Origin of the sequence: Micromonospora hortensis, from assembly GCF_022230935.1 — a bacterium.
Taxonomy (GTDB): Bacteria; Actinomycetota; Actinomycetes; order Mycobacteriales; family Micromonosporaceae; genus Micromonospora; species Micromonospora hortensis.
This window is the reverse complement of record NZ_JAKKFE010000026.1, coordinates 108,924-131,026: the sequence shown is the minus strand read 5'-3', so window position 1 is coordinate 131,026 and position 22,103 is coordinate 108,924. Positions and strand designations below refer to the sequence as shown.

General features: G+C 71.2%; 19 protein-coding genes and 1 riboswitch. Of the genes, 13 read left to right on the top strand and 6 right to left on the bottom strand.

The window, feature by feature from the left end:
- The first annotated feature begins 86 nt into the window (after positions 1-86).
- Positions 87-929 carry an NAD-dependent protein deacetylase gene (locus NIE111_RS18980; protein ID WP_238685665.1) on the top strand — a complete coding sequence of 281 codons (843 nt, stop codon included), beginning with the start codon at positions 87-89 and terminating at the stop codon, positions 927-929.
- Positions 930-1,003: 74 nt separating this feature from the next.
- Positions 1,004-1,102, top strand: a riboswitch (glycine riboswitch).
- Between the two features lie 73 nt (positions 1,103-1,175).
- Positions 1,176-3,998, top strand: a complete 2,823-nt coding sequence (gcvP, locus tag NIE111_RS18975) for an aminomethyl-transferring glycine dehydrogenase (protein WP_238685664.1) — start codon at positions 1,176-1,178, stop codon at positions 3,996-3,998.
- 124 nt (positions 3,999-4,122) lie between these two features.
- Here the strand turns inward: gcvP and NIE111_RS18970 are convergent, their stop codons facing one another.
- Complete coding sequence (locus NIE111_RS18970; RefSeq protein ID WP_007460326.1) at positions 4,123-4,323, bottom strand: DUF5999 family protein; 201 nt, start codon at positions 4,321-4,323, stop codon at positions 4,123-4,125.
- A gap of 123 nt (positions 4,324-4,446) precedes the next feature.
- Between NIE111_RS18970 and NIE111_RS18965 the strand changes: the two genes are divergently transcribed.
- Both NIE111_RS18965 and def read left to right on the top strand, forming a co-directional pair.
- Entirely contained in the window at positions 4,447-5,721 is a 1,275-nt protein-coding gene (locus NIE111_RS18965) for a chorismate-binding protein (RefSeq protein WP_238685663.1), read from the top strand.
- A gap of 32 nt (positions 5,722-5,753) precedes the next feature.
- Entirely contained in the window at positions 5,754-6,263 is a 510-nt protein-coding gene (def, locus tag NIE111_RS18960; RefSeq protein WP_238685662.1) for a peptide deformylase, read from the top strand.
- On the opposite strand, the gene NIE111_RS18955 is transcribed toward def, so the two are convergent.
- Entirely contained in the window at positions 6,260-7,030 is a 771-nt protein-coding gene (locus tag NIE111_RS18955; protein ID WP_308193708.1) for a sulfite exporter TauE/SafE family protein, read from the bottom strand. The two genes, def and NIE111_RS18955, sit on opposite strands and share 4 nt — an antisense overlap.
- A 183-nt stretch (positions 7,031-7,213) precedes the next feature.
- Here NIE111_RS18955 and NIE111_RS18950 point away from each other — a divergent pair, with 183 nt between their 5' ends.
- From NIE111_RS18950 to NIE111_RS32290, 4 genes are all read left to right on the top strand, one after another.
- Positions 7,214-7,993, top strand: coding sequence for an endonuclease/exonuclease/phosphatase family protein (locus tag NIE111_RS18950; protein ID WP_238685661.1), 780 nt, complete (start codon positions 7,214-7,216; stop codon positions 7,991-7,993).
- A 107-nt stretch (positions 7,994-8,100) separates the two neighbouring features.
- Positions 8,101-8,901 carry an alpha/beta hydrolase gene (locus NIE111_RS18945; protein WP_238685660.1) on the top strand — a complete coding sequence of 267 codons (801 nt, stop codon included), beginning with the start codon at positions 8,101-8,103 and terminating at the stop codon, positions 8,899-8,901.
- 225 nt (positions 8,902-9,126) lie between these two features.
- Positions 9,127-11,232 (top strand): M14 family zinc carboxypeptidase, encoded by a 2,106-nt coding sequence (locus tag NIE111_RS18940; RefSeq protein WP_238685659.1) that lies wholly within the window; start codon positions 9,127-9,129, stop codon positions 11,230-11,232.
- A 93-nt stretch (positions 11,233-11,325) separates the two neighbouring features.
- Complete coding sequence (locus tag NIE111_RS32290; protein WP_238685658.1) at positions 11,326-12,006, top strand: fasciclin domain-containing protein; 681 nt, start codon at positions 11,326-11,328, stop codon at positions 12,004-12,006.
- 6 nt (positions 12,007-12,012) lie between these two features.
- Here the strand turns inward: NIE111_RS32290 and NIE111_RS18930 are convergent, their stop codons facing one another.
- Positions 12,013-13,002, bottom strand: coding sequence for a tyrosine-type recombinase/integrase (locus tag NIE111_RS18930; RefSeq protein ID WP_238685657.1), 990 nt, complete (start codon positions 13,000-13,002; stop codon positions 12,013-12,015).
- A 121-nt stretch (positions 13,003-13,123) separates the two neighbouring features.
- On the opposite strand from NIE111_RS18930, the gene NIE111_RS18925 reads away from it, so the two are divergent.
- Together NIE111_RS18925 and NIE111_RS18920 are read left to right on the top strand one after the other, a co-directional pair.
- Entirely contained in the window at positions 13,124-13,882 is a 759-nt protein-coding gene (locus tag NIE111_RS18925) for a hypothetical protein (protein WP_238685656.1), read from the top strand.
- A 187-nt stretch (positions 13,883-14,069) separates the two neighbouring features.
- Positions 14,070-15,722, top strand: a complete 1,653-nt coding sequence (locus NIE111_RS18920) for a DUF885 domain-containing protein (protein ID WP_238685655.1) — start codon at positions 14,070-14,072, stop codon at positions 15,720-15,722.
- Positions 15,723-15,798: 76 nt separating this feature from the next.
- Here NIE111_RS18920 and NIE111_RS18915 read toward each other — a convergent pair whose 3' ends face one another.
- Positions 15,799-15,945, bottom strand: coding sequence for a hypothetical protein (locus NIE111_RS18915; RefSeq protein WP_238685654.1), 147 nt, complete (start codon positions 15,943-15,945; stop codon positions 15,799-15,801).
- Between the two features lie 110 nt (positions 15,946-16,055).
- Here NIE111_RS18915 and NIE111_RS18910 point away from each other — a divergent pair, with 110 nt between their 5' ends.
- A complete protein-coding gene (locus NIE111_RS18910; RefSeq protein ID WP_238685653.1) occupies positions 16,056-16,496 on the top strand; it encodes a hypothetical protein in 441 nt (146 codons plus the stop codon).
- Positions 16,497-16,556: 60 nt separating this feature from the next.
- Here the strand turns inward: NIE111_RS18910 and NIE111_RS18905 are convergent, their stop codons facing one another.
- Positions 16,557-18,155: a beta-N-acetylhexosaminidase gene (locus tag NIE111_RS18905; RefSeq protein WP_238685652.1), complete on the bottom strand. Its 1,599-nt coding sequence runs from the start codon at positions 18,153-18,155 to the stop codon at positions 16,557-16,559.
- Positions 18,156-18,367: 212 nt separating this feature from the next.
- Here NIE111_RS18905 and zwf point away from each other — a divergent pair, with 212 nt between their 5' ends.
- Positions 18,368-19,747 carry a glucose-6-phosphate dehydrogenase gene (gene zwf / locus NIE111_RS18900; RefSeq protein WP_238685651.1) on the top strand — a complete coding sequence of 460 codons (1,380 nt, stop codon included), beginning with the start codon at positions 18,368-18,370 and terminating at the stop codon, positions 19,745-19,747.
- A 58-nt stretch (positions 19,748-19,805) separates the two neighbouring features.
- Here the strand turns inward: zwf and NIE111_RS18895 are convergent, their stop codons facing one another.
- The gene (locus NIE111_RS18895) at positions 19,806-20,483 is read right to left on the bottom strand and encodes a TetR/AcrR family transcriptional regulator (RefSeq protein WP_238685965.1); all 678 of its coding nucleotides are present in this window, start codon (positions 20,481-20,483) and stop codon (positions 19,806-19,808) included.
- A 101-nt stretch (positions 20,484-20,584) separates the two neighbouring features.
- Between NIE111_RS18895 and NIE111_RS18890 the strand changes: the two genes are divergently transcribed.
- Positions 20,585-22,012, top strand: coding sequence for a DHA2 family efflux MFS transporter permease subunit (locus NIE111_RS18890; protein ID WP_238685650.1), 1,428 nt, complete (start codon positions 20,585-20,587; stop codon positions 22,010-22,012).
- Positions 22,013-22,103: the final 91 nt, after the last annotated feature.

Sequence of the window (22,103 nt, the reverse complement as noted above, 5' to 3'; positions counted from 1 at the left end):
GTCGGCGGGGCCCCGCGCCGGGTGGGGCCGCCCACCCGGGGCGGGGCTCGGCGTTGGCGAGCCGGTTGAGGCAGCATGGAGAGGTGATGGAGAGCTTCGACGCGTTGGCCTCACTGGTAGCCGGTGGTGGGGTGGTGGTGCTCAGCGGCGCCGGCCTGTCCACCGAGTCGGGTATTCCGGACTACCGGGGGCCCAGCGGGGTGGCGCGGCGGCACACGCCGATGACCTTCCAGGCGTTCACCAGTGATCCCCTGGCCCGGCGGCGCTACTGGGCGCGCAGTCACCTGGGCTGGCGGTTGATCGCGGGCGCGGCGCCCAACGCCGGGCACCGTGCGGTGGCCGGGCTGCAACACGCCGGGCTGGTCGACACGGTGATCACCCAGAACGTCGACGGTCTGCACGGTGCGGCCGGTAGCCCGTCGGTGATCGAGCTGCACGGCCGCCTCGATGAGGTGACCTGTCTGGACTGCGGCAACCTGACCTCCCGGGAGGAGCTTCACCGGCGGCTGCGCGAGGCCAACCCGGAGTTCGTGGCCCGCGTCGCCGCGATCAACCCGGACGGTGATGTTGATCTCCCTGATGAGCAGGTGGCGGCGTTCCGGCCGGTGGACTGCGGGATCTGCGGCACCGGGATGCTGAAACCGGACGTGGTGTTCTTCGGTGAGACGGTGCCGGCGCAGCGGGTGGCGCGGTGTTTCGCGGCCGTGGAGCAGGCCCGCTCGTTGCTGGTGCTCGGGTCGTCGTTGACGGTGATGTCGGGGCGCCGGTTCGTGATTCGGGCCGCGAAACGGGGCATCCCGGTCGCGATCGTCAACCAGGGGGCGACCCGGGGTGACGGCCACGCCACAGTGTGCGTCGACGCGCCGCTGGGCGCGGTGCTGCCGCAGCTCGCCGCGCGGGTCGCCACTGGAGCCCCACTCAAGGTGTGACGGTGGGGCCCTGGGGGCCCGGGGGTAGGACATCCGCCGGAAACACCGACGCTGGTAGCGTTGAGCGCGCCGGTAACACCCACGTGGGAGAGACCGCCCGACAGCACGCAGGGCGGCGCCGAAGGGGCAAATCCTCCCCGGAACCTCTCAGGCAAAAGGACCTCGTGGGCAGGCACTGTGGAGCGCCCCTGTGGGTGCGACAGAGGGGGAGGCCGACACGTCGACCTCGCCCCGGGAGTGCCCCCTATGACCGTAGAGCAGTTCGCCACCCGTCACATCGGTCCCGGCCCCGACGATGAGCGTCGGATGCTGGAGGTCGTCGGGCACGACTCGATCGACGAGCTGATGGACGCCGCGATCCCCGAGGTGATCCGCTGGCACGGCACCCTCGACCTGCCCGACCCGGCCACCGAGGCCGAGACGATCGCCGAGCTGCGGGCCCTCGCGGCGCGTAACACCGTCGCCGTCTCCATGATCGGGTTGGGGTACCACGGCACGCACACCCCGGCCGTGATCCGCCGCAACGTGCTGGAGGACCCGGCCTGGTACACGGCGTACACGCCGTATCAGCCGGAGATCAGCCAGGGCCGCCTCGAGGCGCTGCTGAACTTCCAGACCATGGTCACCGACCTGACCGGGTTGGCCACCGCGAACGCCTCCATGCTCGACGAGGGCACCGCGGCGGCGGAGGCGATGACCCTGGCGCGGCGGGCCTCCAAGAGCAAGAGTCGGGTGTACGTCGTCGACGCCGACGCGTTGCCGCAGACCATCGCCGTGATCACCAGCCGGGCCGAGCCGCTCGGCATCGACGTGCGGGTCCTCGACGTGCAGCGCGACGAGGTGCCGGCGGAGTTCTTCGGCCTGCACCTGCAGTACCCGGGGGCGTCCGGGGCGGTGCGCGACCACGCCGGCCTCGTGGAGGCGGCGCACGCCGTCGGCGCCCTCGTGACCGTCGCGGCGGACCTGCTGGCGTTGACGCTGCTGCGCGCCCCGGGGCAGATCGGCGCGGACATCGCCGCCGGCACCACCCAGCGTTTCGGCGTACCGATGGGCTTCGGTGGGCCGCACGCCGGTTACCTGGCGGTGCGCTCGGGCCTGGAGCGGATGCTGCCCGGGCGCCTGGTCGGGGTGTCGCGCGACGCGGACGGCAACCCGGCCTACCGGTTGGCGTTGCAGACCCGTGAGCAGCACATCCGGCGGGAGAAGGCGACCAGCAACATCTGCACCGCGCAGGTGCTGCTCGCGGTGATGGCCGGCATGTACGCCGTGTACCACGGCCCCGACGGGCTGCGGGACATCGCGACGCGTACCCATGCGATGGCGGCCCGGCTCGCGGCCGGGTTGCGCGCCGGTGGGGTGGACGTCGCGGACGTCGCGTTCTTCGACACCGTCACCGCGACCGTGCCGGGCGCGGCTGCCGAGGTGGTCGCGGCCGCCGCGCAGCGGGGTGTCAACCTGCGGCTGGTCGACGCCGACCGGGTGGGGGTGTCCTGCGACGAGACCACTACCGACGCGCACCTGGCGCAGGTGTGGGAGGCGTTCGGGGTGCCCGCGTTCGACGGCGACGCGGACGCGGCCCTGCCTGTCGACCTGCGGCGCGGCAGCGACTTCCTCACCCACCCGGTGTTCCGCAGCCACCACTCGGAGACGGCGATGCTGCGCTACCTGCGGCGGTTGTCGGACTTCGACTACGCCCTGGACCGGGGCATGATCCCGCTCGGGTCATGCACGATGAAGCTGAACGCGACGACCGAGATGGAGCCGGTCAGCTGGGCGGAATTCGCGAACATCCACCCGTTCGCGCCGGACGCGCAGACCGCCGGGTACCGGGAGATGATCGGTCAGCTGGAGTCGTGGCTGGCCGAGGTGACCGGCTACGACGCGGTGAGCGTGCAGCCCAACGCCGGTTCGCAGGGTGAGCTGGCCGGGTTGCTGGCGATCCGCTCGTACCACGCGTCGCGGGGTGAGACGCACCGCGACGTGTGCCTGATCCCGTCGTCGGCGCACGGCACGAACGCGGCGTCGGCGGTGATGGCCGGCATGCGGGTCGTCGTGGTGGCCTGCGACGACGACGGCAACGTCGACCTCGTCGACCTGGACGCGAAGATCGAGAAGCACCGCGACGCGCTCGCTGCGATCATGGTGACGTACCCGTCCACGCACGGCGTGTACGAGACGGGCATCGCGTCGCTGTGCGCGAAGGTCCACGACGCCGGCGGTCAGGTGTACGTCGACGGGGCGAACCTCAACGCCCTGGTCGGGTTCGCCAAGCCCGGCAAGTTTGGCGCGGACGTGTCGCACCTGAACCTGCACAAGACGTTCTGCATCCCGCACGGCGGCGGTGGCCCCGGGGTGGGCCCGGTGGCGGTCCGCGCGCACCTGGCCCCGTTCCTGCCCGGTGACCCGCTGGGCGCCCACGTCGACGCCACGCCGGCGATCTCGGCGGCGAAGTACGGGTCGGCGGGGATCCTGCCGATCCCGTGGGCGTACCTGCGGATGATGGGCGCCGAGGGCCTGACCCGGGCCACCGGTGTGGCGGTCCTCGCGGCGAACTACGTGGCGGCGCGGCTGCGGGGGCACTTCCCGGTGCTGTACGCCGGCAACAAGGGCCTGGTGGCCCACGAGTGCATCCTCGACCTGCGGCCGTTGACGAAGGCGACCGGGGTGAGCGTCGACGACGTGGCGAAGCGGCTGATCGACTACGGCTTCCACGCGCCCACGATGTCGTTCCCGGTGGCGGGGACGCTGATGGTGGAGCCGACCGAGAGCGAGGACCTGGCCGAGCTGGACCGGTTCTGCGACGCGATGATCGCGATCCGCGCGGAGATCGAGCAGGTGGGTTCCGGGGCGTGGCCGCTCGGGGACAACCCCCTGGGCAACGCGCCGCACACCGCGGCGATGGTCAGCGGTGACGAGTGGTCGCACGCGTACCCGCGGTCGGTGGGCGCGTACCCGGCCGGGGTGGACCGGGCCGGCAAGTACTGGCCGCCGGTGCGGCGCATCGACGGCGCGTACGGCGACCGGAACCTGGTCTGCTCGTGCCCGTCGCCGGAGGCGTTCGAGGACTGACGACGGCGCGCCGGGGCGGGCGGTACGGCCTGCCCCGGCAGCCGCTGCGACCTGGGCGGGGACGTCCCTTACCGGGGGACTAGCCTGGGTCGACGGCGGCTAAACGGTGACGCTGAGTGGTCGGTCAGGCCACGAGGGCGTGGCGGGCGGGGCCGCGGTGCGGTGCGATGCTGCTGCCGTCGGGAAGCAGCTCGCCGGTGTCCTCGAAGACGATCACACCGTTGCAGAGCAGGCTCCAGCCCTGCTCACGGAAGCAGGCGAGGACCCGCGCGGCTTCCCGGTCGGTAGCTTCAGCGGAGGGGCAGGTCGGTTGGTGCTGGCACATCGGGTTCTCCGGACTGTGGGGGCACTGTGTCATGGTTCACATGACCAGTGACGCACAGTACCAAGCGAAAGTGTCCAGCATCGAGCAGGTGCCCGCCTGGTGCACGGGAAATCCACTGAACGGATGAGGAAGGTTGGACCGTACGGCGTGGAAACGCTCCCACCCGTGGACGCCGCGGACAGCGGCCCGGCTACGTGGGCCGCGGACAGCGGCCCGGTGGCTTCGGCCGCCTGTCGCGGCCCGGCGGCATCGATCGATGTACCCGCCGCGCCGGCCGCGTGCCGGGGCGCGCTGACCGAACGCGCCCGCCTGCACTGGTCCCGCGGAGACGGCGGCGACCCCGCGGCCCTCGCCGAGGAGTTCCTCGCCGCCCACGGCCTGCCCCTGCACGACCTGACCCGACCCGCCACCGGCCAGCACGGCACCGGGGTCTGCGGCGCGGCGCTGTACCTGTCCGCCGCCGCCGGGGCGCTGCTGGCCGGCGCACCCACCGGGGCGCCGGAGCCCGCGCCGACCCTGCCCGACCTCGCCGTCGTCGTCTACCAGCACGGCCCCACCCGGGTCACCCGGCCCGGTCCACCGCCGCCGTGGTGGCTCGGCGAGTGGGCCGAGAGTTGGACCCCCGATCAGCACGCCGCCGCCGTCGACGCGGTCCGCGCCGCCATCGGCCGCGGCGACGTCTACCAGAGCAACATCGTCGGCCACGCCGCCGCCCCCTACACCGGCGACCCGCTGCCGGCCCTGCGCCGCCTCGGCGCGCTCCCCGGCGCCCGCTACGGCGGCGTCCTCACCGGCGACGGCTGGGCCATCGGCTGCGCCTCCCCGGAAACCCTCGTCGAGGTCACCGACGGGCAGGTGATCACCCGACCGATCAAGGGCACCCGCCCGGCCACCGCCACCGGCCGCGCCGAACTGCTCACCAGCGCGAAGGAACGCGCCGAACACATCATGATCGTCGACCTGGAACGCAACGACCTCGCCCGCATCGCCCGCACCGGCACCGTCACCGTCGACGAGTTGTTCGCCGTGCGCCGCTGGTGCGACCTGTGGCAGGCCGAGTCGACAGTCCGCGCCGCCGCCGCCGACGGCCTCGGCCTCGCCGACCTGCTGCGCGCCACCTGCCCCGGCGGCTCCGTCACCGGCGCCCCGAAACTCGCCGCCCTGACCCAGATCAGCGCCCTCGAACCGGTCGGGCGGGGCGCCAGCATGGGTGCGCTGGGCTGGGTCGCCCCGGGCCACGTCGACCTGGGCCTGACCATCCGCACCGCCGCCGCCGACGGCCAGCGGTTGCACACCTGGGCCGGCGGCGGCATCACCTGGGACAGCGACGCACGCGCCGAGGTCGCCGAGGCCGCCGCGAAGACCACCCCGGTCCGCGCCACCCTGGCCGGGCGCTGACCGCGGCACCGCACGGCGATACGCTGAACCCCATGACCATGCGGCCCATCCGGATCATCGGCGACCCAGTCCTGCGCACCGGATGCGAACCGGTCACCACCTTCGACGCCGAGCTGCGGGCCCTCGTCACCGACCTGATGGACACCCTGCTCGGCGCCCCCGGCCGCGCCGGCGTCGCCGCACCGCAGATCGGCGTCAGCGCCCAGGTGTTCGTCTACGACGCCGACGGGCACCGCGGCCACCTCATCAACCCCACCCTGGAGCTGTCCGACGAGCTGCAGGACGACGAGGAGGGCTGCCTGTCCATTCCCGGGCTGTACTTCCCGACCGTGCGGGCCCTGCACGCCACCGCCCACGGCGTCGACCAGCACGGCGAGCCGCTGACCATCGCCGGCAGCGGATTCCTGGCCCGCGCCCTGCAACACGAGACCGACCACCTCAACGGGCGGCTCTACGTCGACACCCTGCGCGGCGACACCCGCCGCCGGGCCCTGCGCGAGATCCGCGCCGGGCGCTTCGACTCACCCAGCCGCCGCGGCTAGCTCACCCACTGGTCGTGGCCCAGCTTCGCGACCAGGGCCACCACCACGACCAGCAACACCACCCGCACGAACCCGGAACCGCGGCGCAACGCCATCCGCGCCCCCAGCACCGCGCCGGCGATGTTGCACACCGCCATGCCCGCGCCCAGCAACCACCACACGTGCCCGGTCACCCCGAACACCACCAACGCGCCCAGGTTCGTCCCCGCGTTGACGACCTTCGCCATCGCCGAGCCGTGCACGAAATCCGCGCCCACCAGGGCGGTGAACGCCAACACCAGGAACGTGCCGGTGCCCGGACCGATCAAACCGTCGTACAGGGCGATCCCCACCCCGGCCACCGCGATCACCATCGCCACCCGCACCGGGGTGCGCTTCGCCGGCACCGCCACCACCCCCATCCGGGGACGCAGCAGCACGAACACCGCCACCGACACCAGCACCACCAGCACGACCGGCCGGTACGCCGACGCCGGCACCGCCCCGGCCAGCGCCGCGCCCACACCCGCGCTGAGCACCGCGAACCCCGCCGCCGGGCCCGCCACCCGCCAGTCGACTGTCGTCCTGCGGGCGTACGTCGCCGCCGCCGTGGCCGTACCGAAGATCGCGGCCAACTTGTTCGTGCCCAACGCGGTGGCCACCGGCAACCCCGGGGCGGCCACCAACAACGCCGGCAGCAGCAACAACCCGCCACCACCGACCACGGCATCGACCCACCCGGCCATCGCGGCGGCGGCCAGCAGGGTACTCAGCGTCACGGCGTCCACGGGCAGCAAGTCTGCCCACCCGACGCGCCCCGGCGGCACCCGAGTGGCCAGCCTCACCCGGTCACCGACCCCGCGTACGCCGCAACCACACCCCCAACGCTCCGACCGCCACGAACACCAGCATCGAACACAGCAAGACCTTCACCACCGGGCAACCATGCCACGGGCACGTAAGGTGCAGGAGTGCGCCTGGCCACCTTCAACCTGCTGCACGGACGGTCCCTCACCGACGGGCTCGTCGACTCCGACCGACTCGCCGCCGCCATCGGGGCCCTCGACGCCGACGTGCTCGCCCTTCAGGAGGTCGACCGCGACCAACGCCGCAGCGGCCACCTCGACCTCACCGCCATCGCCGCCCGCGCCCTCGGCGCACCGCATCACCGCTTCGCCGCCGCCGTCGTCGGCACCCCCGGCGAACAGTTCCGCCCACTGCGCCACGACGACGACGGCCACGGCGAACCCTGCTACGGCATCGGGCTGATCAGCCGACACCCCGTACGCAGCTGGCAGGTCACCCGCCTCAAGCCGGCGCCGGTGCGCTCACCGGTCTACGTGCCCGGCCCCCGTGGCGGCCTGATCCTGCTGCACGACGAACCCCGCGTGGTCCTCGCCGCCGTCCTGGACACCCCGCACGGCCCCCTCACCGTCGCCGCGACCCACCTGTCCTTCGTGCCCGGCTGGAACGCCCGCCAACTACGTCAGACCGTCCGTGCCCTGCGCGCGCTACCGGGGCCCCGCGTCCTGCTCGGCGACCTCAACCTGCCCGCCGGCGCGGCCCGGCTCATCTCCGGCTGGCACCCCCTGGGCCGACGCCCCACCTACCCGTCCGGGCAGCCCCGCGTCCAACTCGACCACATCCTCGCCGACCGGCACGCCCTCGACCAGCTCCCACCCGTACGCGCTGTCACCGCACCGGCTTCCACCATCTCCGACCACCGCCCCCTGCTGGTCGACCTCGGCTGAACATCATCGCCCAACCGGCCGCATCGCGGCTCACGAATGTCTAGGGTGGGCTCGCCGACACCACGCTGTCGCGCCATCGCCACCCCCGACACCACAGGGAGCTGACCATGAGCGACACGCCGGACACGATCGTCCTCATCCACGGGTTCTGGGTCACCCCCCGCAGCTGGGAACACTGGGTCACCCACTACCAGGACAAGGGCTTGCGGGTGCTCACCCCCACGTACCCCGGGCTGGAAGGCGAGGTCGAGGCGATCAACGCCGACCCCAGGCCGTTGGAGACGCTGACCGCACCACAGATCATCGCGCACCTCTCCGCAGTGCTCGACGCGCTGCCCAAACCACCCATCCTCATGGGCCACTCCGCCGGCGGGGCGTTCACCCAGGTGCTGCTCGACCGCGGCTACGGCGCCTCGGCGGTCGTGCTCAACTCGGCACCCACCGAAGGTGTCACGGTGACCCCCCTCTCACAGCTGCGCTCCACCTTCCCGGTGCTGCGCAACCCCGCCAACCGGCACCGGGCCGTCGGGTTCACCTTCGAACAGTGGAACTACGCGTTCACCAACACCTTCGACGAGCAGACCGCCCGCGCCCTGTACGAGCGCTACGCCATCCCCGCCGCCGGCGGCATCCTCTGGGACAGCGTCCTGGCCAACCTGCTGCCCGGCCCCCAGGACATCGCCGTCAACTACCGCAACGACCAGCGCGCGCCACTGCTGTTCATCTCCGGCTCGGAAGACCACATCATGCCGCCCAGCGTGCAACGCGCCAACGCCGCTCACTACAAGGGCGACACCATCACCGAGGTCGAGCTCTTCGAGGGGTACGCGCACCTGCTGCCCGCCCAGCAGGGCTGGCAGCGCATCGCCGACGTCGCCCTCGACTGGGCCCTGCGCCACGCCCGCTGACCGCGACGCCTCACCGCGCCGACCGTTCGGCCTGCCGCTGCCCCGGCTTCCTGAACCGGCGCATCCCCGCGCCCCGGACACCGCGCCTTCCTGAAAGCCGAGTCGATCAAGGGTCGGCGGGGGAGCGGACCGCCAAGTCGCAAGATTCCCTCAAGATCATTGCATCGACGGACTTCGACAACCATGCTGGTCGACACGCGCCACGATCAACTCGTCGGAGGCCACATGAGACGCCAGCGACCCACCCTCATCGCCGTGTCCACCCTCATCGCCGTCACCCTCACCACCGCAGCCACCCCCGCCAACGCCCACAACGCCGCACCACCCGACCAGGTCACCGCCCTCACCGCCCACCAGGCCGACGGATACACGACCCTCGCCTGGCAACCCGTCGACGGCGCCACCGACTACCAGATCGAACGCACCCCCGTCGACGCCGACAACACCCCCACCGGCACACCCACCATCGTCGGCATCTGGCGACCCAACCGCCAGATCAACCAACAGGCACCCACCTTCGCCGACGCCGGCTACAACCCCGGCGACACCTTCCAATGGCGCGTACGCGCCCGCACCGGCACCACCGAACAGCCCTACTCCGAACCAGTCACCGCCACCACCACCGCACCCTGGGGCAACCCCACCACCCCCGGCGAGCACCTACGCACCGGCTGGGAAACCACCCACGCCGCGCAGTACACCAGCGACACCGACGAGTACGCCTACACCGCAGCCATCGACGCCCTCAGCGACCGCGTACGCGTCGTCGAACTCGGCCGCACCGTCCAGAACCGACCCATCAACATGCTCGTCATCGGCCACCCCACCCCGGCGGCCACCCCGCAAGCCGTCGCCGCCACCGCACCCGTGGCCATCAACTGCAACGTGCACGGCAACGAACCCGGCGACCGCGAAGCCTGCCTCATCATGGCCCGCCAACTCGCCTTCAGCACCGACCCCCGCATCACCGACCTACTCAGCCACACCACCGTCCTGATCGTCCCCACCATCAACGGAGACGGCCGCGCCAACAACACCCGCGGCAACTCCACCGGCCAGGACCTCAACCGCGACTACTCCCTGATCCGCCAACCCGAGACCACCGCGTACATCACAATGGTCCGCGACTACCGACCCGTCGCCGGCTACGACGGCCACGAGTTCGGCAACTCCCGCGCCGGCGACCTGCCGATGCTGCCCCCACGGCACCAGAACGTCGCCCAACCCATCTTCGACCAGTCCCAGGACATGATCGAAGGCCACATGTACGCCAAAGGCGCCGAAGCCGGCTGGTGGGCCTGCCCCTACGGCTGCGAAGGCGGCGGCAACGTCGGCCTCAGCGAAGAAACCATCCTGCGCAACACCCTCGGACTCAAGAACGTCACCAACTCCCTGCTGGAACTGCGCAGCTCCGGCGGCCAGACCCGCCCCGACGAGGGCAACACCGCCAACAACCGACGCCGCAAGACCTACTCCGCCCTGTGGACGTTCCACCAGTTCCTCGACTACCACCGCGCCGACCGCGCCGACATCCTCAAGGCCCGCAGCGAAGCCATCGAAACCCAAGCCGCCAACACCGGCCGACTGGTCTTCCGCGGCTCCCGTCCCATCCCCGCCCACCCGGCACCGCACCCCGGCGACAGCCCACCACCGCTCGACGCGCCCCCCGCCGACCTGATCCTCGACACCCCGCCCTGCGCCTACAAACTCACCGACGCGCAGTACAACGGCGCCCGCACCGACGGACCCGGTGGCATCGGCACCACAGTCGCCCAGCGCATCGCCGCCCACGGCTGGAAGGTCATCACGATCGGCGACGAGCACTACGTCCCCCTCAACCAACCCGAACGCGGCCTCATCCCCCTGCTCCTCGACGGCAAGGGCGTGGAGAAGCTGACCGATGGCGAACGCGTCTATCCCACCCTCACCGGCCGCCGCAACGGACCCCTGACCGTCACCGGCTTCACCTGCGCCGACGACGCCACCATCAACGGCCCGGTCACCGTCCGGGCCGGCGCGGCACTCGTCACGACAGCAACGACAATCAGCGGCCCACTCACCGCCACCAGCGCCGCCGGCATCCTGCTCGCCGACAGCACCATCAACGGCCCGGTCCGCATCGCCACCACCGACACGATCTCCATCATCGACGCCACCATCGCCGGCCCCGTCGACCTGTCCGGCAACACCACCGGCACCGACGCACCCGTACTGGCCGGCACCACCATCCGCGGTCCACTCAACTGCACCGCGAACAGCGCCACCCCGACCAACCTCGGCATCGCCAACACCGTGCACGGCCCCCGCACCAGCCAGTGCGCGGCACTGTGACCGACAAGTAGCGAGCCATCACGCCGGCGGCGCGGGCCCCACACCCGCGCCGCCGGCACCTCACCAGCAACCCCCGCACCCGTGGAGGCCGCCGTGTCGCACCCCGCCACCCCACAGCGACAACCCCGACGACCCCACGGCGCTCGGCGCGTCCGACGGACGCTCGGCCTGCTCGTGCCGACCCTGCTGCTCGCCGCCTGCACCGGCAACCCCGCAGCTCCCCACACGGATGCCGCGCCCGCGAGCACCGCACCCCAGCCCACCGGGCCACTCTGCGCCGCCCTGCCCACCGGCACCGACCCCGGCAACCCGAGCTTCCTCGCCGGGCAACCCGTCGACCAGGCGCTGCGCTGGATCCCCACCCTCACCACGTTCGAAGCGGCACTGCGCACCAGCGGCGTCCTCACCGACCTGCCTGCCGGCGACGGCGTCACCCTCCTGGCCCCCTCCGACGACGCCTTCGCCGCCACGTTCTCCGAGGACAACTGGGACGACCTCATGACCCACCACACCGACCAGCTCCGCACCCTGCTGAAAGCCCACCTCATCACCGGAGCCCACCCGATCACCGACCTCACCACCGCCGGCACCGCCACCACCCTCGACGGCGTCACCGTCACCGTCACCCGCACCGGGCCCACCGCCCGCCTCGGCGACCGCGCCGACACGGTCTGCGCCGACTACCAGGCCACCAACGCCCGCATCCACATCATCAACGCCGTCCTCGGCCCCCTGCCCGTCACCGCCGACGGCACCGGCCACCGCGCACACTGACCACCCTCACCCCGGCGGCACCAGACCCGCCAACGCGCGGTTGGTCCGGTTGGCGCGGACCGCGTCACGCTGCTGCCCGGCCGTCACCTCGATGTACGTCTGCGACGACGCCAACGACGCGTGCCCCAACAACCGCATGATCTCCGCAGCGCTCGCACCGTCCTCCGCCAACCGGGTAGCGAAGGTGTGCCGCAGCGCGTGCAACCGCGCACCACGCGGCACCCGGTCACCGATGCCGGCCCGCCGGTAACACGACTCGACGAGATACTGCAGGCCACCACGGCGCAACGGCTCACCACGCCGATCCACCAGAAACGGCGAGTCGGGGCGTACCGACCGCGACCCGAAGCGCCGCGCCCGACTGTCCAGGTAGTCCCGCAGCACCCGATCCAGATCCGCCTCGATCGGCACCACCCGAGGCCGCCCACCCTTGCCCGCCACCTCGACCCGCCGCTCACCGGCCCGGCCGCCCAGCGAGTCGACGCGCAACGCCAGCAGCTCCGACAGGCGCAGCCCGGCGCAGAGCGCCACCGCCAACACCGCCAGGTCGCGCTCCGGCCACGGGTCGCGTTGCCGACCATCGTCGCGCGCGGCGGACGCGAGAAGCACCTCGGGGGTGTCCGCGCCGCGCAGCGGCTTCGGCTGGGGGAGTAGCGCCCGGGGCCGCCCGACCGCCGGCATCGGGTTGCCCGTCACGAACCCGTCAGCGACCAGGAACGTGAAGAAGGTGTTCCAGGTGGACCAGGCCCGATGCACCGACGCGGGCGCCCGGGGACCGGCGAACCGGGCGAAGGCCGCCCGCATCACACGGGGGGAGAGGTCGGTGATCGACAGCGCGTCGAGGGGGAGGGGAGTGGCCTCCGCGACCAGGGCCGCGACTGCGTGCAGATCCCTGCGGTACGCGGCCAGGGTGTGCGGGGAGGGCTTGCGGGTGGCCCGAGCGGTCAGGAACTCCTCGATCAGCACCACGAGCGATTCGTCCTGTTTGTCATGCATAAGGGATATTATGCAGCATTTTCGCGTATCCGGGAAGCGGTGAGCCAGGGGGAGAGGGACCTCATTCCGAACCGCCACGAGTACGGCTGGAGCTGACCGAGAAGCACGTAACGTGCGCGGCATGACGTCGCTCGCCGCCACGTGTCCCACCTGCGGTCGACCCGGCACACCCATCGTGTACCGGGACCTCGACGGTCCGACGGATCTGGTCTGCTCCGAGGGGCACCAGTGGCGCGCCGCTGGCCGAGCCGGGTGGGCTCCATACGCGTCGCCCGCCGCCGTCGACAGCGGGACGCGGGACACAACGATCCCGACGGAGCCCAGGGACGTCAGCAAGGACGGGCGCAACTGGCGGATCGGCACGGCCAGCGACGTCGCCTGGCTCGCCGGGCGCACCACGCAGGGCCTGTCGGTCACCACGGCGATCCCGCCGGTGTTCGAGGCGTACGGCACGTTCCACCGGCCAGAGAATGTCGAGTTCCACGCCCACGAACGTGCGGTGATCGACGAACTGGTGTCGTGCACGTCGGATCAGCCCTGGTGGCTCGGCTTTCTCGACACCGGCGCCCACGACGTCGTCTTTCCGCACGCCGCGAGGGTGTCCCTCTACGGCGACTGGTCCTACGTGTTGGTCCAGGCCGGACCGGAACAGGCTCTCGCCTGGCGTGTCGGTCACATGCGCGGCAGCGACGGTGCGCTGCCCGACCTGTTCTTTCCGGCGGATCGCTCCTGGCTCGTCTCTGCCCAGTGGGACGACACCTGGGCCGACGTCGGCGCCAGCCTTGCCGTGCTGACGATCCTGCGGCGCAACCCGCTGGTCAACGCGCGCCTCGTCGGGCCGGACGAGGACGCGTGTCCGCCCGGCCTGATGCGCGACTGACCCCTGTCGCCAGGCCGAGAGGGGACCCTCGGAACGCGCTACTTTACATAATATGCATTATCGAATCGCGCCTCGGTGGGGTCGAAGCAGCCGAGCAGACTGATGTCAGTTCTCATTCGTCCTGCGCCACTCTCACCAGCTTGCTTCTGCACCACTGCAGCTGGGGCAAGGTCCTAGCATTGGCGGCGTGATCGAGGACTTCGCGGATCGACTCCTGTGCGACACGGCTGGCCTCGACCCCTGCACAGCGGTCGTCGACGCTGGCGAGCAGGATGTCGACGGGCTTACCGACTACGGCCCGGAGGGCCACCAGGCCCGCGCCGACCTCGCAGCCCGCGCCCTGCGCGAGCTCGAAAGCTTGGGCGATGCTCTTCCGGCTGCGGGCCCGTTGCACGCCCACCTCGCCGAGCGGCTGCGTACGCGTCTCGCCTTCCACGACGCTGGAGAGGACCTGCGCGAACTGCACGCCGCGGCCACCGGTCCGCTCCAGCTGATCCGCCAGGCCGTCGAGGCCGCGGTTCCCGTCCGCGGTGCCGAGGGCGCGGCCTTCGAGGAGGGTTGGGCTCGTGTCGGCGCACGTATGGCCGCGATCCCCGCAGCCCTGGACGGGTACGCCCGCAGCCTCCTACTCGCCGCGGAGCGCGGCAATGTGCCGGCACGGCGTCAGGTGGAGCTCGTCACGCAGCGTTGCCGCAACTGGATCGACGACGATGTCGCCCTGGTGGATCGCTACGGCGAGGGGCGTCAGCGGGCGTCGTTGCAGGCTGCAGCGACGGGCTCGCGAGAGGCGTACCAGAAACTGGTTGGGATGCTGACCGCGGACCTGGCACCGCGGGCCGTTGAGCAGGAAGCGTTCGGTCAGCAGCGGTACGCACTCTGGGTGCGTACCTTCCTCGCGGCCCAGCCTGACCTGCGCGAGCTGTACGACTGGGGCTGGGACGAGTTCAGAGCGACAGAGGCTCAATTGATCGCGGAGGCGAAGGCCCTGGGCGGGAGCGTGCCAGAGGCGCTTGCCCGGCTCAACAGCCCCGACGCACCGGGTGCCCTGCACAGCAGGGAGGCGTTCGCTGCGTGGCTGCAGGAGCTGTTGGAGGCCGCCACCGAGCGACTGGATGGTGTGTACTTCGACATCCCCGCCCCGCTTCGGCACATCGAGTCGCGGTTGACAACGTCGTCCGGCATTGCCTATATCGGGCCGTCGCGGGACCTGACCCGGCCGGGTCGGGTCTGGTGGTCCGTCCCCGAGGACGCAGCGAGTTTTCCCACCTGGTACGCCTACAGCACCGCCTATCACGAGGGAGTTCCTGGTCATCACCTCCACCTTGGCTCCGAGGTCTGCCGGGGTGGCCTGGGACAGCGACTCAACCTGCTCGGCGGCCTCTCCGGCAGCCAGGAGGGCTGGGCGCTGTACGCCGAGCGGTTCATGGATGAGCTTGGGCTCTACGAGCAGCCGGGTGCTCGAATGGGGTACCTGTACATGCGGCTGCTGCGTGCCGCGCGGGTCGTGCTCGACATCGGCCTGCACCTGCGACTGCCGATGCCCTTTGACGACGGAGCCGCGTGGACGGCGGACGCGGCGCTGAAGCTGTTGCGGGACCGCTGTCATCAGGGGCCGTACGCATCCGCCGAGCTCGCGCGTTACCTGGGCCGGCCAGGGCAGGCGTTGGCTTACAAGGTGGGTGAGCGCGTGTGGCTGGCCGGCCGGTCGTCCTTTCCCGGTGACCGGCGCGCATTCCATAGTCAGGCGCTGGAGTTGGGTTCGCTGGGCTTGGATCAGTTGACTGCCGCTCTTCAAGGTGAGCGTGCACCACTCACGCGTCGTGGTGAAACACGTCAGTGACCGCGCTGGTAGCGGCAGAGCGTTGGTGTCTGACCAGTCTGAACCAGCGCTGGACCCGCTCCCCCAGCTTGGGCAGTCAGGTCCGCGTACGGCGTGGCCAGTCCTGGGTGAGTGATCGCAGCAGGGTGGGTTGTTCGTGCGCCAGGTGGTGCCCTGCCGCGTCGATCACGGTGTAGGTGCGAGGTTGGGCCGGGACGCCGGACATGAAACTGGTCTGCGTCATGGCCGTCCGGTGTCTACAGTGGTGCGCTCTGGCCGCCGCGCGTTCACCGCGAACCGCGGGGTCGCACATCACCACGGGGGAACACCTTGACGAGTAAGCCTGTCCGTATTGTGGTTGGCCTGGTCGCGACCGTCGGCCTCGTTGTGGGCTGCCAGCCTGCCGAGAAGGAGAGCGCGGGGGCCGGCGCGCCGTCGCCGACCGGGGCGCCCAGCCCGACCGTCGACGTGGCGGCGAACAGCAAGCAGGTCTGCGACGCGAGTCTCGATTTTGTCAAAAAGCACTACGTCGCGATGGCCGACGACGCGATCGCCGCGATCGACAAGCCGGTCAGTGCCAAGGAGGCGGGCGCGAAGGTTCGCGGCCACTACGCCGCGCTGTTGCAGGACCTCAAGACGGCGGCGCCGACCGCTGCCGATGCGCAGGTGCGGACCGCGTTGGAGACCCTGGCCGCGGGCGTGGAGAAGCACCTGGCCAGTGCGAAGGCCACCGAGATCGAGGTGCCGGATCTCGACCCGCCGCTGAAGGCGTTGGACACCGCCTGCGGTCGCTGAGGTTCGTGGGCGCCGGCCGACCCGGCCGGCGCCCACGAACAGCGTGCGACCGGGTGCGGGTCAGATCCAGGGCACCTGCGGGGACGGGTAGAAGTCGACCTGTTGCAGTCGCCAGCGGGGTGCCTGCTCCCCCAGCCGAGTTCGGAACGATTCCCAGTCGTGGCTGGCGGTGGTGGACCAGCCGAGTTCGGCGATCGCGGGTAGGCGGGGGAAGGCCATGTATTCGATGTCGTCCAGGGTGCGTAGCGTCTCGGACCACAGTGGGGCCTCGACGCCGAGGATGGCGTTCTCGCCGACGCCGGTGACGCGGGTGGCGGGGTCCCAGCCGTAGGCGTCGGACACCTCGATCAGGCCGGCCCAGCGGAGGCCGAGGCGGGTGTTGGCGTCGTACTTCATGTCCAGGTAGGCCTTGTTCGCCGGCGACATGATGACCTTGTTGCCGCGGGCGGCGGCCGCGGCGAGGCTGGCGTTTGTGGTGCCGGTGCCCCAGAACTGGGCGACGGCGTCGGTGGGCAGGTCGGCCTGGGTGATCTCGTTCCATCCGGAGGCGCGCTTGCCGTACTTCGCGACCAGGGGCAGGACCCGGTTCATGAAGGTGCGGTAGTCCTCGTCGGTGGTGGCGTGGGCTTCGTCGCCGCCGACGTGCAGGAATGGTCCGGGGGTGATGGCGGCGAGTTCGCGGATGACGTCCTCGACGAAGCGGTAGGTGAGTTCGTCGTTGATGCACAGCGAGCTGTAGCCGACCGCGATGTCGGTGCGCGGGGGCGGTGCGACGCCGTCGCAGTTGAGTTCGGGGTACGTCGACTGGGCGGCGTTGGTGTGCCCGGGCATGTCGATCTCGGGGATGATCGTGATGTGCCGTGCGGCGGCGTAGGCGACGACGGCCTTGTAGTCGGCCTTGGTGAGGTATCCGGGGCCGACGCCGTCGACGCCGGTGCCGGGTCCGCCGCCGACGGTGGTGAGGCGGGGCCAGGAGTCGATCTGGATGCGCCAGCCCTGGTCGTCGGTGAGGTGCAGGTGCAGGTAGTTGATTTTGTACTGGCTGAGCAGGTCCACGTAGGCGGTGATGTCGTCGACGGTGTGGAAGTGGCGTGCGAGGTCGAGCATCGCGCCGCGGTAGGCGAAGCGTGGGTAGTCGATGATTCGTCCGCCGGGGACTGTCCAGGTGGTCCTCTGCCGGTCGGGTGCCTCGATGTCGGCGGGGAGCAGTTGGCGCAGGGTCTGGGTGCCGGCGAACAGCCCTTCGGGGGTGTTGGCGCGGATCGTGACGCTGCGGCGGGTGACGTCGAGTTGGTAGCCCTGTTGGCCGATGCGGTCGTCGGCGCCGCCGATGAGCAGGGCGATCTCGGGTAGCGGGGTGGAGCGTGCGGGCAGGACGGGCAGGGGGTGGCCGGTGGCGGGGCGCAGTGTGGTGGCGAGTTGGTGACCGATGCGCCGGGCGGCGGCTGAGCCTGGGGTGGTGCGGATGACGGTCAGGGGGGTGATCCGGAAGGTGTTGTGCGCGTCGGGGTGGGTTTCGACGGGTGCGGGGATGACGTCGCTGAGGTGTCGGGTTGGTGCGGTGGGTGTCGCGGCGGTGGCGGGCGCTGTGGGCAGGATGACTGGTAGCGCGAGGGCGGCTAGGGCCAGCAGCCGTGTGGTGGTGTGTCGGCGACGCACGGTACCTCCAGGCCTCGTGGTGATCGATCTTCGTCGATTAGATCGCAGGTTACCGGCGTTTCGCCCTTACTGTAAACCTTCCTTAACATAAGGGCTCGTCGAGACAGTGTTGTCGCCGACCTCACGTACGCCGCACGCTGGGGAATTCCTGGAGTGGGTCGTGCCGTTGTCCGTTCGGAAGATCAGGCTCGGATGATCGAATGGGAAGTGCCATGCACGTGCGCTCAGACGCGGTAGTGCTGTTCGGCGTCACGGGAGACCTCGTCTCGAAGAAGCTGTTTCCGGCGCTGTACGAGTTGACCCGGCGCGACCGCCTCGACGTTCCGGTGATCGGCGTGGCCCGCTCCCCCTGGGATGATCAGCAACTGGTCACCATGGCCCGCAAGTCGGTTGCCGAGGCCAATGACGAGATCGACGACGAGACCTTCGATCGGCTGGCGGACAACCTTTCGATGATCTCCGGCAACTACGCGGACCCGGCGACGTACCAGCGGCTGGCTGAGCGGCTGCGCGACGCCGAGCGGCCGTTGTTCTACCTGGCGATACCTCCGGCGGTGTTCGGCTCCGTCGTCGAGGGCCTGGCGGCCGTGGGTCTGGCCGACCGGGGTCGGGTGATCGTGGAGAAGCCGTTCGGGCGTGACCTGAAGTCCTCCCGCGAGTTGGATCGCACCCTGGGCGCGGCCTTCGCGCCGGAGCGGGTGTTCCGCATCGACCACTACCTCGGCAAGGAAGCCGTCGAGAGCCTCTACGCCTTCCGGTTCGCCAACCGGCTGTTCGAGCCGCTGTGGAACAGCGAGCACATCGACAACATCCAGGTGACCCTCGCCGAGGGTTTCGGCACCCAGGGCCGGGCCGGGTTCTACGACACGGTGGGCGCGACCCGGGACGTGTTGCAGAACCACATCCTTCAGGTCGTGGCGCTCATCGCGATGGAGGCGCCGGCCAGCGAGGACACCGCGGCGTTCCGGGAGGCGGAGGCCGCGGTGCTGCGGCAGGTCGCGCCGCTGTCGCCGGAGTCCACCGTCCGGGGGCAGTACGCCGGCTACCGCGACGAGCCGGGCGTGGCGGCGGGCTCGAACACGGAGACGTTCGTGGCCACCCGGTTGACTGTCGACTCCCCCCGCTGGGCGGGCGTGCCGTTCTACCTGCGTACCGGTAAGTCCCTGCCGGGGACGGCGACGGAGGTCGTGGTCGAGTTCAAGCAGCCGCAGCGCTCGTTGATCCCCGCCGAGCGGGGCACGGCGAGGGCCGCGAACCTGCTGCGTTTCCGCCTGGGGCGCGGTGACGGCATCACCATGTCGATCCAGGCGAAGAGCCCGGGTGCCGAGGTGGCGAGCCGTCCGGTGGATCTGTCCGTCGACTTCGGCGCGGCTCTCGGTCGCCGGCAGGAGGCGTACGAGCGGCTGCTCGACGACGCGATGGACGGTGAGCACCTGCGCTTCGCGCGTGCCGAGACGATCGAGCAGGAGTGGCGCATCGTCGAGCCGATCCTGGATCTGCCGACGGCGGTGCAGTCGTACGAGAAGAGCAGTTGGGGTCCGGCGGACGCCGAGGCGTTGGCTGGCGGCTGGCACCTGCCGGACCTGCGGTAGCGGCGGGCCAGGGCCGGGCCGGTCACGCCCGCACCGCTGGTGAGCGGTGCGGGTGGGATCACCCGGTGGTGCGGGTCGCCGGGCGGATGCCGCGGATGCCGGCGACGGCGAACTCGATGCCCAGGTTGTAGTAGCCGTCCCGGTCGCCGCAGAGGGTGAGTGCGTCGGCGGCGGCGAGGATGTGCGGAAAGCGCTGCGGTGCCAACGCCTGCAGCGCGGCCCGCTTGGCGCGGATGGCGTCGGCGCGGGTGTCCGGGTCGGTGCTTCCCATGGCGCCGGGTTCGGTGGCGACGAGGGTCACCAGGGAGCAGAGGGCCTGGCTGCCGATCTCGGTGGCCTGCTCCGGGGGGTAGCCCGCCCCGTGGAGCAGGGCGAGGATGCGCTCCACCAGGATCAGGCCCGGCTCGGACAGCAGGATGCGGGTGGGGACGAGCCCGGCGACGGTGGGGTGTGGGCGTAGCGCGGCGAGGCAGGCGGCCAGGATGGCGCGGACCTGCTCGTCCCAGGGCGCGGTGGTCGGCTCGGGCAGGCGGATGTCGGCGAGCAGGCGTGCGGCGAGCGCGTCGAGCAGGTCGCCCTTGTCCCGGAAGTGCCGGTAGAGCGCCATCGGGGTGACGCCGTGCTCCTGGGCCAGCCGACGGATGGTGATCGCGGACAGGCCCTCGGCGTCGGCGATGCGCAGTGCGCTCGCGACGATCGCGGTGGGGTCGAGACGCTGCGGGGTGTCCTTGCTCATACTGACCACCAGCCCAGTGTACTACGTACACAAGGCGGTATACGTTGTAGATGTACGGCGTATACCGCGTCGTGCGACGCCCTCTCTCCGATGAGGTAGGCATGCGACGTAGTCCCTGGGCAACTCTGGCGGTGCTGTCGGTAGCGCAGTTCATCGTCATCCTCGACGTGACGATCGTGAACGTGGCGCTGCCCAACATCCAGGCCGATCTGAGTTTCACCGCTGACGACCTGCAATGGGTGATCAGCGCGTACACCCTGCTCTTCGGTGGTTTCCTGCTGCTGGGCGGTCGCGCCGCGGACCTGCTCGGCGCCCGCCGGATCTTCATCGTCGGTCTGGCGCTGTTCGGGGCCATGTCCCTGCTCGCCGGACTCGCTACCTCGCCCGGCCTGCTGATCGCCGCGCGCGCCGTGCAGGGCCTGGGCGGCGCGTTGCTCTCCCCCGCGGCGCTGGCCATCCTCACCGTCACGTTCGCGCACGGACGGGAACGCAACATCGCCATGGGCATCTGGGGCGCCCTCGCCGGGCTCGGCGGCACCCTGGGCGTGGTGGCCGGCGGCCTGCTCGTCGACGCGCTGAATTGGCGGTGGGTCTTCTTCGTCAACGTACCGATCGTCATCGCCCTCGTGGCGATCGTGCCGACCTTCGTGGCGGCCGTACGGCACTCCCAGTCCGGCCCCCGAACCTTCGACGCGCTCGGCGCGGTCCTCGGCACCACCGGTCTGCTCGCCGTCGTGTTCGGCGTGGTCCGGGCCGAGTCCGCCGGCTGGGGCTCGGCGCAGGTGCTCGCCACCCTCATCGGCGGGGTCGCGCTGCTGGCGGTCTTCGTCGGCGTCGAGGCGCGCTCGGCCGCGCCGCTGGTACCGCTGCGGCTGTTCCGCTCCCGGGCGCTGAGTGTCTCCAGTGGGGCGTTGGCGCTCAACGGCGCCGCGTTCCTGTCGATGTTCTTCCTCACCGCGATCTACCTGCAGCAGGTACGCGGCGCCTCGCCGCTGACCGCCGGCCTGCAGTTCCTGCCGATGGGCGCGACGGCCATCGCCGGTGCCGCCCTCGCCACCCAACTGGTACACCGACTCGGCACCCGCACCCTGCAGATCATCGGCGCGCTGCTCAGCGTGATCGGCCTGCTGCTGCTCAGCGGGGCGAGTGCCACCGGCTCCTACGCCGGCGAGCTGCTGCCCGGCCTGCTGCTGTTCGGTCTGGGTATCACCACGCTGGGCGTACCCGCCCAGATCTCCGCGATCTCCGACGTCGAGCACCATGAGGCCGGCGCCGCGTCCGGTGTGGTCACCGCCGTGTACCAGGTCGGCGGCGCGCTGGGGTTGGCCATCGTCACGACGCTGTCGGTCACCCACGTCACCGACGCGCTCAGCCGCGGCGCCGGTCAGCAGCAGGCGCTGGTCGACGGGTTTCACCGTGGCCTGTTGATCGCCGCCGTCTTCGCGATCGTCAACCTGGCCATCTCGCTCGCCACCCCGCAACTGCGCCCCGACGCCGAGCGGGTCGCCGAGGCGGCGGTCGCGGCCTGAGTCGGTGCGCCGTTGGAGGCCGGCCGCGCGCCGGCCTCCAACGGGCGCCCGTCGCGCGGGCGCTGACTGACCGCTCAGCTCAGCGGAACGA